Genomic DNA, 13,861 nt, shown 5'->3' on the forward strand with positions numbered 1-13,861 from the left:
CATGGGCTGGCGCTGGCCCGAATTACCGCAATCCCTGCTGCATGCTCAGGATTTCGGCCCGCAGCCTGCCGACGACGGAATCGATGAAAGCCGAAACGGCCAATGGCAAGTGGGCCCGGTTGGGGTAGACGACGCTCATCCCGAGATTGCGACGCATGTATTGGGGCAAGACCGGCACCAGTCGGCCAGCGGCGAAATCAGCCGTCCCCAGGATTGGCGTCAACGCGATGCCGAGGCCTGCCATCGCCGCCTTTCGGATCGCCTGCGCGGTATTCGCCATGACGCGGCCGGTGACGGTCACCTCCTCCTCGGCGCCGTCGGGACCTTGCAGGCGCCAGGTCGCATAGTCCCGGGCCTGCGGCACGAACAGACAGTCATGATGGGCCAGATCCTGCACTGTGGCCGGCGTCCCGCGTGCGGCGAGGTAGGAGGGGCTGGCGACAAGTCCGATCGAGCGCGTCTGGATCTTGCGCACGACATAGTTCGGACCACGCGTTGCGTTTCCTCGGAAGGCGACATCGATGCCCTCTTCGATCAGATCGACCGTGGCATCGCTTAACGCGAACTCGATGCGTACCTCCGGGTATGCGGCCAGGAATTCGGCCACCCATTCCATCTTGTAGAAGTCGAAGAAATCGGCGGGCATCGCCACACGTATCAGCCCCCTCGGGACCCGCGCGCCGGCCATCAGGTCCTCTCCTGCCTGCTGCAATCCGTCCACGGCCGCGGCGCTATTGCCGTAGAGTTCATGCCCGGCATCGGTGAGTTTCAGTTTCCGGGTCGATCGCTGCATGAGCCGGGCGCCGAGCTGCTCCTCCAGTTCCTGGATACGCCGGCTGACCGTATTGGCGGGAATTCCCAGACGACGTCCGGCCTCCGCGAAACTGCCGAAGCGAACAACCTGCACGAACAGGCCGATGTCGTTCAGGTCGAGCATGCGGATATTCCTTCGAAAAATGAGGGAGTCAAATCCGATATCCCCAACTAGTCAACCAAACATGCGGCGCTCATTTTCAGGGGGAGCGGGACTTCCACTCGGTCCCGATTGTCCAATCAGCCTGAAAGGAAGCAGCCCCATGACCAGGAACCCGCATATCGGCATCGTCATCGGCTCGACGCGAGAGGGCCGCTTCAGCGAGCGGGCGGCCGCATGGTTTCACAGGATTGCGGCTCGGCGGACCGATCTCAGCGTCGAAATCATCGACCTGCGCGACTACCCGCTGCCATTCTTCGATGAGCCGGCATCGCCAGCCTGGGTGCCACCAAAGGACCCGGTTGCAGAGCGCTGGACGGCGAAACTCGCCGAGCTTGACGGGCTCGTCTTCGTCACGCCCGAATATAATCACGGATACAGCGCCGTGCTGAAGAACGCGCTGGACTATGCCTTCCAGCCCTTCAACCGCAAGCCGGCCGCCTTCGTCGGCTATGGCGGCGTCGGCGCCGCACGCGCCATCGAGCAACTGCGCATGGTTGCCGTCGAACTTCAGATGGCTCCGATCCCCAAATCCGTGAATGTCGGCATGGCCGAGTTCCTTGGCATCTGGCAGCAGGGCAAGGATTTCGTGGATTTTCCGCATCTCGAACAGGCGGCGGTCGCTCTGCTGGATGACCTGTCCTGGTGGAGCCACACATTGCAAGCCGGGCGTCAGGCCGCATCGACACAGGCGTCGGCCGCCTGAACGCTTCAAGCCGGCGCTCGGTTCACCCACGCCGGCGAGGACGGTCTGCCGGGACGGTCCAGCGCAAGGAGATTGGTCATGGATCAGAAGCTTGTCGTCGTCGTCACGGGGGCCACCGGCCAACAAGGTGGCGCGGTGGTGAAGACCCTGCTCGAACGCGGTCACGCGGTTCGCGCCGTCACGCGCAGCACCGACTCCGCGAAGGCGAGAGCGCTCGCACATGCAGGCGCCACGGTCGTGCGCGCGTCACTCGAAGACACAGCCGCGCTCACGAAGGCGCTCGAAGGAGCGACCTCCCTCTTCGCGATGACGACGCCATTCGAAGGAGGTCCGCAAGCCGAGACGCGGCAGGGCATCTCGGCTGCGGACGCAGCCAAGGCCGCAGGCGTACATCTCGTCTTCAGCTCGGTCGGCTCTGCCAATCGACAGACGGGCGTCCCGCATTTCGACAGCAAATACGAGGTCGAAAAGCACATCGCCAGGATCGGCGTGCGCGCCACGGTCCTGGCGCCCGTCTATTTCATGGAGAACCTCGCTTTCGGCAAGGAGCAGCTCGCGAAGGGCATCTACGCCACGCCGCTCCCGCCGACGAGAAAGCTCGCGCAAGTCGCCGTCGCGGATATCGGGGCCGTCGCCGTTCGCCTGCTTGAGAACCCAGGCCGCTTTGCAGGTCAGCGCTTTGATCTCGGGGGCGACGAACTGACGGGCAACGAGGTTCTCGCCATCCTCTCGCGTGTCACCGGTCGTCCCTTCACCTATGTCCAGGTCCCGCTGGACGTCATCCGCCAACGCATGGGTGAAGACTGGGCCAAGATGTACGCGTGGTTCGACCATGTCGGCTACACCCTCGATCGCGCGGCGCTCCGCCGTGAGTTCCCCGACGTCGCCTTTCACGACTTCGCGTCGTGGGCGAAGGCGCAGGATTGGAACACGCTTCTCCAAGGCGCCCAGGACGACGCCGCTCAAGACGACGGCGCTCAAGACGATGGCGCCCCGGACGACCGCGCGTCCGACGCCTTCAGCCCCCCGTGAGCGAGGTGATACCGATGGGCCGGATCCCAACCCACACAGTCGAGGATGCCCCCGCCGCATCGCGGCCGCTCCTGCACAAGATCGTCCAGGCCACCCCGACGGGACGCCCGGCGAACCTGCATGCCCAGATGGCGCATTCTCCGGCGGTCCTGACGGCGTACACGTCGCTACGGGCCGTACTTGCCGAGCAGACCAGCTTCGACCCGAAGGTGGGTGCGGCGCTGACCCTCGCGGCCGCGTCCGGAGTCGGTAACGGCTATATGACCCGTATCGCCAGTCGGCTCGCCCAGATGAATGGCTGGACCGAAGAGCAGGGCACGGCCTTGACGACGGGCACCTCGACAAACGACGCCAAGATCGATGTGCTGGCCGGCCTGGTCAGGGAATCCGCTGCCAATTCGGGATACGTTGCCGACGCCACCTGGACGGCAGCTCGGAAGAGCGGCTGGAGCGATGTGCAGCTGACCGACGCGTTTGCGTTCCTGGGGGCGACGGTCTTCACGGGATACTTCCTGAATTACGCGCGAACCGATCTGGACATCTGACGTCCATTATTCCCCCTTGGAAGGCCGCTTTCCCCTGCGGTAAGGGCGGCCTTGCCCGCCGATCTCATCTTGATGACTGGACGTCCCAATGCGCGGCTCCACCCGGTTCGGGGCCGTGACAGCGCGATCGATATCGCGGATCGAGCGTTGTGGATGTGATCTGAAACCTTCCGGCTGGCCCTGGAAATCGCGACGATCTGCCCGAAGAAAACCGGCCTTCGGCAAGAAGGCCCAAGCAACAAGCACCGGGTGAGGCGCGACGATTTCATGCAAAGACCGCAAGATGGCGGAGCGCCGGGCGCGCATCCCGCGCCGACGCAGCCGTCCGCTCTGGGCCGCGTCCTGCGCAAGGCCTGGGCCCTCGTGACGCTGGCGAAACGCCGCTCGCAGGAGGACGAAGCGTGGGATGGGCTGGAGGTCTTCGACATGCTCGGCGGCTGGCAAGGCACTGGCGCGAGGCGCCGCAATAGCGAGCGACGCGCGAACAGGAAACAGCCGCAGCGCCAGACGTCATGAGCCCAGGTCGGGCTCGGGATTCCAGGTTTTCATCGCGGTGGCGAACTTAACGCGGATGCGGCCGCTGAACCGGCAGTTGGACAGAAACATGTGAGGATGCCGCGACGATCGGCTCGTCACGGCACTACGGGAATCGCTAAGGCTTAGCCTGTCATTTCAGGAGATTCGCCTTGTCTGCCCCTGCCCCTTCCTTCGCCTGGTCACATCTCGCCGGGCGCGAAGTCTCGACCTCGTCGGAAGAATGGCGGCACGAATGCGAGATCGCCTATCTGCTGGCGATGCCGACCGCGAAGCGCAACACCTTCCTCGATGGCGTTCCCGGCTCGACCGATCGCGAAGAGCGCGGCATCAAGGGCGTTCGTGGCGAGGCGGCGGTGGCCAAGCTCCGCGCCGAAATCATCCGCCTGCACGGCCTCAAGAACAAGACCTGACCAAGGCGCTCCCCGCGACCGGTGCCGGCCGCGCGGTGATGGTGACGCCAGTTCAGGGGTTTGTCGACCAGCCGGATCTGGGCCGGCCGTCGCCGGTCGCCTCAGCCATCATTCGACGAGTTGAGGTCGTCCAGCTTCAGCACGTCGTCCCCTACGAGGCCCGCCGCCTGGCGCAGCGCGTCATTGACGCGGTCCTGCCAGCCTGGTCCGCCGCTCTGGAAATGATCGAGGACATCGCGGTCGATCCGCAGCGTCACCATTTCCTTCGCACCGGGAAGCGCGGGTCGCTTCTCGATCACGGGCGGCGCCTTCGGGGCAGCCGGCTTGAACAGGGCTTCCGCCTGGTCGCGGGCGCTGGTCGGCCGGCGCGGTCTGTCGTGGTTCATGATGCGTCCCTGCTCTTGCTGCGGGCTTTCCTGACGACGTCAGGCTCGTTGGTCAAACGCTCGCGGCGTTCCGTCTTCTCGGCCGTGCTTGCGTCCATGTCGCTCATGGCATGGTCCACCGCGCGTGCGGCGCGGGCCCGCACCGTGCTGGCGCTGACCTTGAGCGAGGCATGTGACGCTGTCGGGACAGCCGTGGGCACAAAGCCCTTCCGCAGCCGCACGCCCGCGCCTTCGCCATTCTCTGGGATGAAGATGATGCCGGCTTCGGACAAGGCGGCCTGCATCTTCTCGACGCTGCTCATCCTTGCATCCTGGCCCGCCTCGAAACGGTTGACGGTGTTGACGCCGACGCCGGCCTTCTGCGCCAGCTCAGGCATGCTCCAGTTCAGGGCCGCTCGGGCCATTCGGCATTGATATGATTTCATATGGTGATATTATCACCATATGCGATGAGTATCAAGTTTTTCCAGCACATTTGCGACCGCCCCCTGGTCGGAAGCGACACGCTTGAAAGCCAAGGAGCGCCCCTGCCGGCGCCCCTTCTCCGTCAGTCCGATTGTGTCCGACGCTGCCAGACCATCGACTTTCTGTGGTCGCATCGGCTTTCCCGAAAACCGCGATCCACTTTTCGGGCCGATGAACCTTTGACGCCGGCATCGGCTTTCCCGAAAACCGCGATCCACTTTTCGGGCCGATGAACCTTTGACGCCGGCATCGGCTTTCCCGAAAACCGCGATCCACTTTTCGGGCCGATGCCTTAGATGAACAGCGGATCGGTCGAGAACGGCGCGGGCGCCGGGCCGAACAGGAAGTCATCCTGGTCGAGAAAAACCTCCTGCCCAAAACTCTCGAAGAGCGTGATCTGCCCGCGCTCCGAGGTGATCGTCGTCTGGAAGTCCTCGTTGACGATCGACAGGTCGGAGAACTGCAGGCCGCTGCCGCGCAGGTCGAACAGGTCCGAGCCGTCCTGGAAGCCGGAGACGGTGTCGCCGAAGAAACTGCCCTCCGTGCTCCAGCGCCCGGTTCCGCTGTAGACGAAGAGGTCCTGTGCATTGTCGAGATCGAAGCCGAATTCGTCGCGCCCGGCCTCCATCTGGTCGTCGGCCGCGCCGCTGATCAGCCGATCCGAGCCAGCTCCCCCGTTCATGCCCGAGCCGACCGCGCCGGCATGCAGCTCGTCATTGCCGGCATCGCCCTGCAGGCTGTTGTCGAAATTGCTGAAGGAGCTGTCGCTGCCGAACAGGACGTCATCGCCCTCGCCGCCCGAGGCGACCCCGCCGCCATCGCTCGTCGCGAGCGTCAGCCGGTCGTTGCCCGCCTCGCCGAACAGGTTGTCGAAGCCGCCCGGGCCGCCATCGAGGATATCGTCGCCGGCGCCGCCATGGATCTCGTCGCTGCCGCCAAGGCCGGTGACCTGGTCATTGCCGCCAGCGGCGAAGATCCGGTCGTCCTCCGGCGTGCCGGTGATGACGTCATCGCCATTCGTGCCGGCGATGACGAAATCGGTGCTGGTGAAATCGCCGGTCGTAAAGTTCTGCAGGCCAGCGAATTCGACCGTGAAGTCGTCGGCATCGAGCACGCCGTCATCATTGGTATCGGCCACAAGGAAGGTATTGCCGGCGCGCTGGATATAGCCCAGCTGCGTCAGCTCATCGCCACCGCCTGGCAGGGCCGCGCCGATGCGCGGATTGGCGTTGATCGCCCCGACCCAGGCGAATTCGCTGCCGGAGAGCTGGAGCACATCGCCATCGGCCAGACCGGCACGCTGGAAATCGGCGACGAAATCGCGCACCGAGAAGCTCGAATCCGGCTGGAAGGCGCCGGCGTTGAAGTTGAACTGGTCGTTGCCGGCGCCCCCCTCGATCCGGTCGGCGCCTTCTTCGCCTTCCAGCTCGTCGGCGCCCGCTCCGCCACTCAACTGATCATTGCCCCGGCCGCCGAACAATTCGTCGGCGCCTGCGTCGCCGAACATCGCGTCGGAGCCGTTACCGCCAAACATGTCGTCATCGCCGATGCCGCCCGAAAGCGTGTCGGCGCCATCGTCACCGTCGACATTGTCGTCGCCTGCGCCCCCTGACACCGTATCGTTTCCGTCGCCGCCGGCCAGCACGCCGTCATCGCCGGCGCCGCCGTCGATGGTGTCGTTGCCGGCATCGCCTGTCAGGAAGTCGCGACCTTCGCCGCCATTGATCGTGTCGGCGCCATTGCCGCCCTGGATGCGGTCGATGCCGTCACCGCCATTCAGGGTATCGGCGCCGTTGCCACCTTCGATGACATCATCGCCGGCACGGCCGTTGATCGTATCGTTGCCGCCCAGTCCCAGGATCGTGTCGTTTCCCTGGGTACCGTTCAAGGTGTCCGCACCATTGGTGCCGGCGATCACGAAGCGCGTGCTGCCGAAATCCGATTGGACCAGGTTGAGCTGGCCGTTCAGGCGGATCGTCAGATCGCCCACATCATAGCTGCCATTGTCGTTGGTATCGGCCAGCACGAAGGTGTTGCCGCCATTGAATGCGTAGGAGACGGCCGCCAGCCCGTCGCCACTGGTCCCGATCGCGCTGCCGAGCGAAGGCATGGCGGCGAGCTGCCCGCCGAAGCTGAAGCGCGTTGCGGGACTGAAGGCGTCGAACTCCAGCGTATCGCCGATGGCGTTCCCGGCGCCCTGGAAATCGGTGACGATATCGGTCAGCGCCGCGGTCGAGGTTCCCCCGAACGGGTCCCATTCGAACCTGTCATTGCCGGCGCCGCCGGTGAGCGTGTCCACGCCCGCGATCTCGAAATTGGAGTCGCCCGCGAGCGTGTCATTGCCGGCGCCGCCTTGCAGCGCGTCGGCGCCGCCGCCGCCGGCCAATTGATCGTCACCGTCACCGCCTTCAAGCGTATCATTGCCGCCGAAGCCGAGGATGAAATCGGCGCCCGCCAAACCACGGATGAGGTCGGCGTCTTCCGTGCCAAAGAGAGTGTCGTCTCCAGTTGTGCCGTCGATATTGGCCATGATCCTGCTCCGAATTGGTGGAAATGCCCCCGGGGAGCCCATGGATTTCTTGGCGGACGGACGCAGATGCCCGCGTCTGGTCTTCATCAACCGTCCGGCCGCGCTGTCACGATCAGGGGGCGCGATCGCCCCCTGGCAACAGCGCTGCATATCCGAAGCGCGCGCGCGCGAAGCTGACGGGACCTGTCAGCGTAATGTCAGTTTGGAGCGTGTAGGATGGAGAATTGACCTGGTTGAGCCGCAGGAATGGACCGCTCCTTCGCTGCCGCCCAGGTGGAGGCCCGATCATCCGGCGAATGGACCGTCACCAGCCGCGCGGTACCGATCAGGCGTTATGGCGCCCTACGGATCTGCTCTCGCGCGGCGAGCTTCGCCCACGCCTTCCACGAGCCCCTTGGCGGCAAGCTCGTGCCGCCCGACGCGCGCGCCGTCGCACTGGCGGCCGATCCGCTCAATAGCCCAGCGCGCGGAGCAGGACAATCCGGAACGGATGCGTAAACGCGTAGACCACGAGAATGATCGCGAGCATGACCCCGATCCAGATATGCCGACCGGATCGGGGCATCTTATCCAGCACCGTGCCGGCGCTTTCCCGTCACCGGGTCAGCGGCGCCAACACGGCTGCTGCGAGGATCACGACGATCGCTGTCCGGAACAGAACCCAGTGACAACGCGTCATCGTCAGGTCGGATCTTGATTGCGCATTCATGGGCAACTCCCTCACGCACTCTCAAACGACGGGCGGAGGCTCGCGCCGTTGCCGGCAAAGGACAAGCAGAAACGCATGAATTCGGCTTGCAGAGGCGTAAGTATTCGGCACCAGTTGCTTAAGCGCCACACCTGGGACGCGGTACAAGAATGCAATCGCAGGTCGATTTCTTGCCGCCCCCTCCCCCGAATGCCAGCACATTCCGCGAATACTGGAATGACAGCAAGATGGCAGGCGGCGGGCTTCAGCGCAGTCGGGTCAGAACCGGGACACGCCCCAACGGCCCCTCGGGCGGCCTCGGCGCGCCCTCTCTTGGACCTTCACAGCACAGACTGGCGCCGCCCGCCAAGGGCGAGCAGTCTCTGCATCGATCAGGAGACGACCTTATCCGCCAGATACGACCCCACTCCCCCGCTCACACCGACAAAAGTCATAAACTGTAAAGTCTCCCCCCGAGACTCGACGTCGAACATAATGAGATACAGCAATGCTAAAGCCAGCATGAATGTTGAACCAAACAGCATCCTGAAGCTCTTCTCATGAGCTATGGCAAGCGCTCTAAATCTGCTCTCATAAGCTATGAAAAGCGCTCGCAACTTAGCCAACGTCATAATGCTCCCCCAATTTCCTGCCCGCAGAACGCCGCGGGCTGGACGCTGAAGCGCAAGCTTCAGATCATTCCTGCGCGGAACGTCGCTCGGGGCCGCCGAACAGCGCAATCACCGTCGCGACCTTCTCCCTCGTCCCCGACCTCTGGCCCTTGCGACCACTGTCCCTGCTCGGAGCCTCATTTTACATCGACGATGAAAGTACTCTGCCGCGTGCCGCGCCCGCCGCCGTCATTGGTGATGAAATCATATTTCATAGTGAAGCTGTCCTGCCCCCGAAATCCGGCGCTCGGAACATAGGCCACCAGCCGGCGATCGATCACCTTGCCCTCACAGGGGTGGCCCTTCTCCGTGATGGGAAATGCCTTTAAAGCCGTCTGCACGCGCCCGTTTGTCGGCCGCGTGGTCAGCGTCGTCTCAGGCGGCTCCCAGCTGTTACAGCCGGAGACCGAATACATCCCCAATGCAGACACGATGACCGGAGTATTCGCTTTGGTCGTGACCGTGGTTGTGTTGCAGCCCCCTGCGAATAGCGTCAGCGCGGCGCAGCAGATCAATCGTCCAGAATTCACGTGCCCCCCTGCCCGAAACGGGCGCTTGATTGGATTTCTCGGCGTTACGCCAGATCTAATGCGGCAGGCGGCGGCACTCGCGCGATCTCGGGGCTCCGGCTCATCAGCCAGGGGATACCGCCGGGAATGGCCAAGGCGGTCTGATCGGCATGCTCGGAGCGGCCCGCGCTCAGATCGCCCGGCGCAGTGCCCTGCGCCCCGCCCGCCTGCTCCGCCATCACCCGAGCCTCCTGCCCGCAAAACGCTTCGGCCTGGATGCTGGATCGCAAGCTGCAGTTCATTCCTGCAGATGCGCTCATGGGTTGCAAGATCGACCAAGGGCGAGTTGCGAGCTTTTCTCCTCACGTTGCGTCAATGATACAGCCCGCAGGCAGCAGGAACGCGCCAGGTTTGGTCAAGCCTGCTTAAGGCAGGCCCTCATCTCGGTGAGGGCCCGCCGCCCGCGGCAGGCGGCGAGATTGGACGGCAACCGCGTCGGGATCGGCGTCGCGACGGGGAGTTGCCGCCGACCTGGCAAAGCAGCCGTCAGGTCATGGCCCGACGATCGCCGAGACGTCGATCGCATAGATCTGCCGCTCATGCTCGTGCATCGAGTCGATGCAGACGGTTCTGCCGTCCTGGCTCCACCGCGGATGCAGGTCGCAGCGGTTCTCCTTTGTCAGCTTCGGGTCGGCATAGAGGGTGCCGATATCGTAGCGGATGTCGTTGGCGACGTCGTAGAGGATCAGGATCCGCTCATTGCTGACAGGGTCGGGATAGGTGTCGGTCAGCAGCCAGCGCTGATCGACCGGCGAATAGGTCATGTGCCCGTTTTCGGTGAGCACGCCCTTGCCGACGATGGAGACCAGGGCAGGCTCGGCATCTTCGTAGAGATGGTAGTGGATCGCGCCGGCATGCGGGCCCCAGACGATGATGTGATGGTCATCGCGCCAGAGCGGATGGGAGATCTGGTATTCGGACTTCTCGTAGTCGAAGGTGCCGACCGCGGTCGGGTCGAAGTCGTCCTGCAGCTGCGGCAGCGGATGGTCCGAGCACTCCAGCAGCCTGATGCTGCCGCCATCGGGATCCATGGTGATCAGCCGATGCAGGAAACAGGTCTCGTCCTCGACGCGCTCGGTCCAGCGATGCAGGAAGAGGATGCGGCTGGAGGACGGATTGATCTCGATATGGCTGACCCAGTGGATCGCCTTGTCCATGGATGGGCGGTGATCCAGCGCCTTCAGATCGGCATAGCTGACGAGCAGCCTGGTTTCCCCGGTCTCGAGATCGAGATGGTGGATTCCGTCGTCCCCCGGGCAAGGCTGCAGGTCGGCGCGGCGCCCGGCGAGACCGGCATAGCCGATCGTCTTGTGGGTGACGTAGAGCCGTTCATAGTCGACCGTCAGCGCGTAGCGGCCATTGGGGGCCGCGACATAGATCGGCGTGTCCAACTGGCGCGAGCGGCCGCTGGCGCGGTCGAAGATGACGGAACCGAAGCCGGGATAGAGGCCGGTGCTTCCATCGGTGCGGATATTATAGATCAGCCTCTCGCTGCGTGCCGCGTCGAGCCATTGCAGCTGGCTGCCCATCTGCCAGTTCCAGGCCGTCGTGCGGCCGCAGGCATGGAAATCGCCGCTCCCTGCGAGGTCGAAATAGCCGATTTCGGCGACGCTATCGGGCGCCAGCTCGAAATCGCGTGCCGCGACGCGGTGCCCGAGCAGGACACGATTCCCCGCACCCCAATTGGTCTTGTCGTAATAGCCGAAGAAGTAATGGCCGGCGCCATTGCCGATCCGCGAAATCGGACAGGTTCGCGGGATCGGTTGAACCAGACTATGCATCGGCGTCACTTGTGCTCTCGAGAGATCCGGGCGGAGCGCCGCCCGTAGCGGTTGCTTCCGCCGAACCGGCGAAGCGAACAGGCGACGAGAATAGGATTTTGGGGGAATACGAAAAATTCTTTTTTGAAACGTCTTTATACAGAAATGATATATGCTGACGCAGGCGTCTGGGAGGACAACATTCATGGGCAGGCCACTGAATTTCCAGCAGATTCAGGTCTTCAAGACGGTCATGGAAACCGGCACGACGACCAAGGCCGCGATCGCGCTCAACACCACCCAGCCCTCGATCAGCCGCAAGCTCGCCGACCTGCAGCAGGCCACCGGCGTGCAGCTCTTCGAGCTCCATCACGGGCGGCTGCGCCCGACACGCGAAGGGCGCCATCTCTACCAGTCGGTCCGCAAGCATTTCGAAGGGCTCGCGAAGATCGAAACCGTGGTCGGCATCCTCAGGAAATCGGGTGCAGGCGTGCTGCGCATCGGCAGCACGCCGACGCTCGCCACGGGGCTGCTGCCGAAGGTGATCGAGCGCTTCATGCAGCGCTTCCCCGGCACCTTCATCAGCCTGCAGACCGTGCCGACGCCCCAGCTCGAGGAACACCTGCGCCAGGAGCTGATCGACCTCGCCCTCACGACCGGGGCGATGGATACGGCGTTGTTTCAATGCTCGACGATCGCCCGGGCCAAGGCCGTCTGCATCGTGCCCCACGACCATGAACTCGCGCGCCTGCCCTCGGTCGATCTCGACACGCTCCAGCGCTTCAGGCTGATCCTGCTCAACGACTCCGACAACATCGTCATCCGGATGCGCGAACTGCTGGGCGAGAACGGCTATCCCGAGGATGTCGCGGTGGAAACCAATTCGTCGATCACCATCTGCGCGCTCGTCGCCGCGGGCGTCGGGATCGGCGTCGTCAATCCCTTCATCGCCAATACGTTCTCGGGACAGTTCGCGATCAAGGACCTGAACCCGCCCATCCCGGTCGAGGTGTTGCTGGCGCAATCGATCACCATGGCTCCGTCCATGCTGACCAAGGCCTTTTCCGAGATGCTTGTGTCATAGGCCCCGGCATCGTCGCGCGATGCCGGGCGTCATGCCGCTTTCGGCCTGTCCCGGCGTGCCATGGCCATGACGCGGTCGAGGATCGTATCGGTTTTGCCGAGCCAATCCGACATCCGGGCTTCCATGGCGATGTCGGGAGCGATGCCGAAGCCGTCATACATCTCCCCGCTCTTCTGGAAGGAGGCCATCGTCGACAGCCTCACCCTGATGCGGCTCTGCGGCAGCAGGAACGGGATGCTGTTGCCGCTGCGCCCGTTGCTGGCCGAGCCGACCAGCGTAACGTTCCGCCAGCCCTTGAAGGTCGACACGAAGATGTCGCCGGCGCTGCCGACGCCCCAGTCCATCAGGACATAGACCGGCCGGTCATAGTGCGGCTTGCCGGCAACCGCGGGCAGCACCCCGAAATACCAGTCGGTGAAGTCGTCGTCCGGCACCTGCCATTGCGGCTCGAACCCGGCAAGAAGCGCCTCGAGCGCCATCCTGTCGGCGGCAGGAAGGCCCGGGTCGGCCCGATAGGACATCGCCTTGTCATCAACCTTGAGGAGGTCGATGAGGGTCTGCAGCGGGGTCTGCGCCGGGGCCCGCAGCCTTGCGACATTATGGATATAGGGGCCGTCTTCCGGCGTCATGAAATAGGGAAAGAGCGCCGACAGGCATTCCCGCGTCCCGCCGCCACATTGCCGCGCATCGATGATCAGCGCATCCGTGTCGCGCAGCGGCGCCATCAACTGGTCGATGCGTGCGGCCAGCGCGCTGTCGTTCTGGGAATGGATGCGGAGATAGCCGATATTCCCCGGCCGGATGCCGCTTTCGGTCGGCAGCGGCAACAACGGCCCGGGCGCCATCTGCGCCGCCGCGACGGGCACCATGACCGTTCTGACCGAATGATTGCTCGCGTCGCAGAGCTCGAATGCGATGTTCGGCTCAGCCGGCAGTCCAAGCTCCCGGCGCATATAGCTGACATGGCGAAGCAGCCGCAGGCTGCGGGCGAGGCGTTGCGAGCGCGAGGCGTAGGGGCCGCTCGTGATGTCGCCGGCTCGCTCCAGCCATTGGAAGAACGGCAGGCCGTCGATCGACCTGACGAATGGATGCTCGCCATCGAGCAGGCGCCGCGTGTCCGGATCATAGGCAAAGGCCAGGTTGTGTTCGATGCCGATCGCGACCGGGCTGTAGCCATCCGGCAGGACCTGCATCCAGTCGACGACCTGGGCATGTGAATCGCCGAGATGCTGGACGAGCTTCTGGACCTGGAGCGTGAGATTGCGGACCGAGACCCGTTCCGGAAGCCGCTCAGCCATGGCGTCGATGGCCCGTTCATAGGGATAGCCGACGGCCGCCACATAGGAATGGCGGGTGCGAATGATCTCCCGCAACGTTTCCAGGTCGGCCCGGGCCTCCTCGGCGGCGATCAGTCGTTCAAGCGGACCCGGCTCGACGAGGCGGTTATTCAGGAAGGCTGCGAAGGCGGTCATGCAATCCAACTGTTCTGACGGTCGACTTCATTG

15 protein-coding genes are annotated in these 13,861 nt (G+C 64.1%); 7 read left to right on the top strand and 8 right to left on the bottom strand.

All coding sequences use genetic code 11. From position 1 onward, the window contains the following. Positions 1–22: 22 nt before the first annotated feature. Positions 23–937: a LysR family transcriptional regulator gene (locus tag AB4099_RS26610; protein WP_441480260.1), complete on the bottom strand. Its 915-nt coding sequence runs from the start codon at positions 935–937 to the stop codon at positions 23–25. Positions 938–1,076: 139 nt separating this feature from the next. On the opposite strand from AB4099_RS26610, the gene AB4099_RS26615 reads away from it, so the two are divergent. The 5 genes from AB4099_RS26615 to AB4099_RS26635 all read left to right on the top strand — a co-directional run bounded on the left by AB4099_RS26615 (position 1,077) and on the right by AB4099_RS26635 (position 4,203). Next, positions 1,077–1,679, top strand: coding sequence for an NADPH-dependent FMN reductase (locus tag AB4099_RS26615; protein ID WP_441480261.1), 603 nt, complete (start codon positions 1,077–1,079; stop codon positions 1,677–1,679). 78 nt (positions 1,680–1,757) lie between these two features. Then, on the top strand, positions 1,758–2,711 hold the full coding sequence (locus AB4099_RS26620) for an NmrA/HSCARG family protein (protein ID WP_441480262.1): 954 nt from the start codon (positions 1,758–1,760) through the stop codon (positions 2,709–2,711). A 14-nt stretch (positions 2,712–2,725) separates the two neighbouring features. Next, entirely contained in the window at positions 2,726–3,256 is a 531-nt protein-coding gene (locus AB4099_RS26625; protein ID WP_441480263.1) for a carboxymuconolactone decarboxylase family protein, read from the top strand. 267 nt (positions 3,257–3,523) lie between these two features. After that, a complete protein-coding gene (locus tag AB4099_RS26630) occupies positions 3,524–3,772 on the top strand; it encodes a hypothetical protein (RefSeq protein ID WP_441480264.1) in 249 nt (82 codons plus the stop codon). Positions 3,773–3,942: 170 nt separating this feature from the next. Continuing rightward, positions 3,943–4,203, top strand: a complete 261-nt coding sequence (locus tag AB4099_RS26635) for a DUF7696 family protein (RefSeq protein ID WP_113518572.1) — start codon at positions 3,943–3,945, stop codon at positions 4,201–4,203. Positions 4,204–4,304: 101 nt separating this feature from the next. Here the strand turns inward: AB4099_RS26635 and AB4099_RS26640 are convergent, their stop codons facing one another. From AB4099_RS26640 to AB4099_RS26650, 3 genes are all read right to left on the bottom strand, one after another. Next, complete coding sequence (locus AB4099_RS26640) at positions 4,305–4,589, bottom strand: BrnA antitoxin family protein (RefSeq protein ID WP_113518571.1); 285 nt, start codon at positions 4,587–4,589, stop codon at positions 4,305–4,307. After that, the gene (locus AB4099_RS26645; protein ID WP_441480265.1) at positions 4,586–5,014 is read right to left on the bottom strand and encodes a helix-turn-helix domain-containing protein; all 429 of its coding nucleotides are present in this window, start codon (positions 5,012–5,014) and stop codon (positions 4,586–4,588) included. Before AB4099_RS26645 ends, AB4099_RS26640 begins: the two co-directional genes overlap by 4 nt. A 332-nt stretch (positions 5,015–5,346) precedes the next feature. Next, complete coding sequence (locus AB4099_RS26650) at positions 5,347–7,584, bottom strand: calcium-binding protein (RefSeq protein WP_441480266.1); 2,238 nt, start codon at positions 7,582–7,584, stop codon at positions 5,347–5,349. 246 nt (positions 7,585–7,830) lie between these two features. Here AB4099_RS26650 and AB4099_RS26655 point away from each other — a divergent pair, with 246 nt between their 5' ends. Next, the gene (locus AB4099_RS26655; protein ID WP_441480267.1) at positions 7,831–8,082 is read left to right on the top strand and encodes a hypothetical protein; all 252 of its coding nucleotides are present in this window, start codon (positions 7,831–7,833) and stop codon (positions 8,080–8,082) included. A 998-nt stretch (positions 8,083–9,080) separates the two neighbouring features. On the opposite strand, the gene AB4099_RS26660 is transcribed toward AB4099_RS26655, so the two are convergent. The 3 genes from AB4099_RS26660 to AB4099_RS26670 all read right to left on the bottom strand — a co-directional run bounded on the left by AB4099_RS26660 (position 9,081) and on the right by AB4099_RS26670 (position 11,293). After that, positions 9,081–9,473 (bottom strand): hypothetical protein, encoded by a 393-nt coding sequence (locus AB4099_RS26660; RefSeq protein WP_441480268.1) that lies wholly within the window; start codon positions 9,471–9,473, stop codon positions 9,081–9,083. Between the two features lie 44 nt (positions 9,474–9,517). Next, a complete protein-coding gene (locus AB4099_RS26665) occupies positions 9,518–9,691 on the bottom strand; it encodes a hypothetical protein (RefSeq protein WP_441480269.1) in 174 nt (57 codons plus the stop codon). 312 nt (positions 9,692–10,003) lie between these two features. Further along, positions 10,004–11,293, bottom strand: coding sequence for a TolB-like translocation protein (locus tag AB4099_RS26670; protein ID WP_441480270.1), 1,290 nt, complete (start codon positions 11,291–11,293; stop codon positions 10,004–10,006). 184 nt (positions 11,294–11,477) lie between these two features. Here AB4099_RS26670 and AB4099_RS26675 point away from each other — a divergent pair, with 184 nt between their 5' ends. Next, positions 11,478–12,356 (top strand): LysR substrate-binding domain-containing protein, encoded by an 879-nt coding sequence (locus AB4099_RS26675; RefSeq protein WP_113514363.1) that lies wholly within the window; start codon positions 11,478–11,480, stop codon positions 12,354–12,356. A gap of 29 nt (positions 12,357–12,385) precedes the next feature. Here AB4099_RS26675 and AB4099_RS26680 read toward each other — a convergent pair whose 3' ends face one another. Further along, positions 12,386–13,828: a S41 family peptidase gene (locus tag AB4099_RS26680; RefSeq protein WP_441480271.1), complete on the bottom strand. Its 1,443-nt coding sequence runs from the start codon at positions 13,826–13,828 to the stop codon at positions 12,386–12,388. Between the last annotated feature and the right edge of the window lie 33 nt (positions 13,829–13,861).

The sequence above is a fragment of the Allobosea sp. 2KB_26 genome, assembly GCF_052115715.1.
Taxonomy (GTDB): domain Bacteria; phylum Pseudomonadota; class Alphaproteobacteria; order Rhizobiales; family Beijerinckiaceae; genus Allobosea.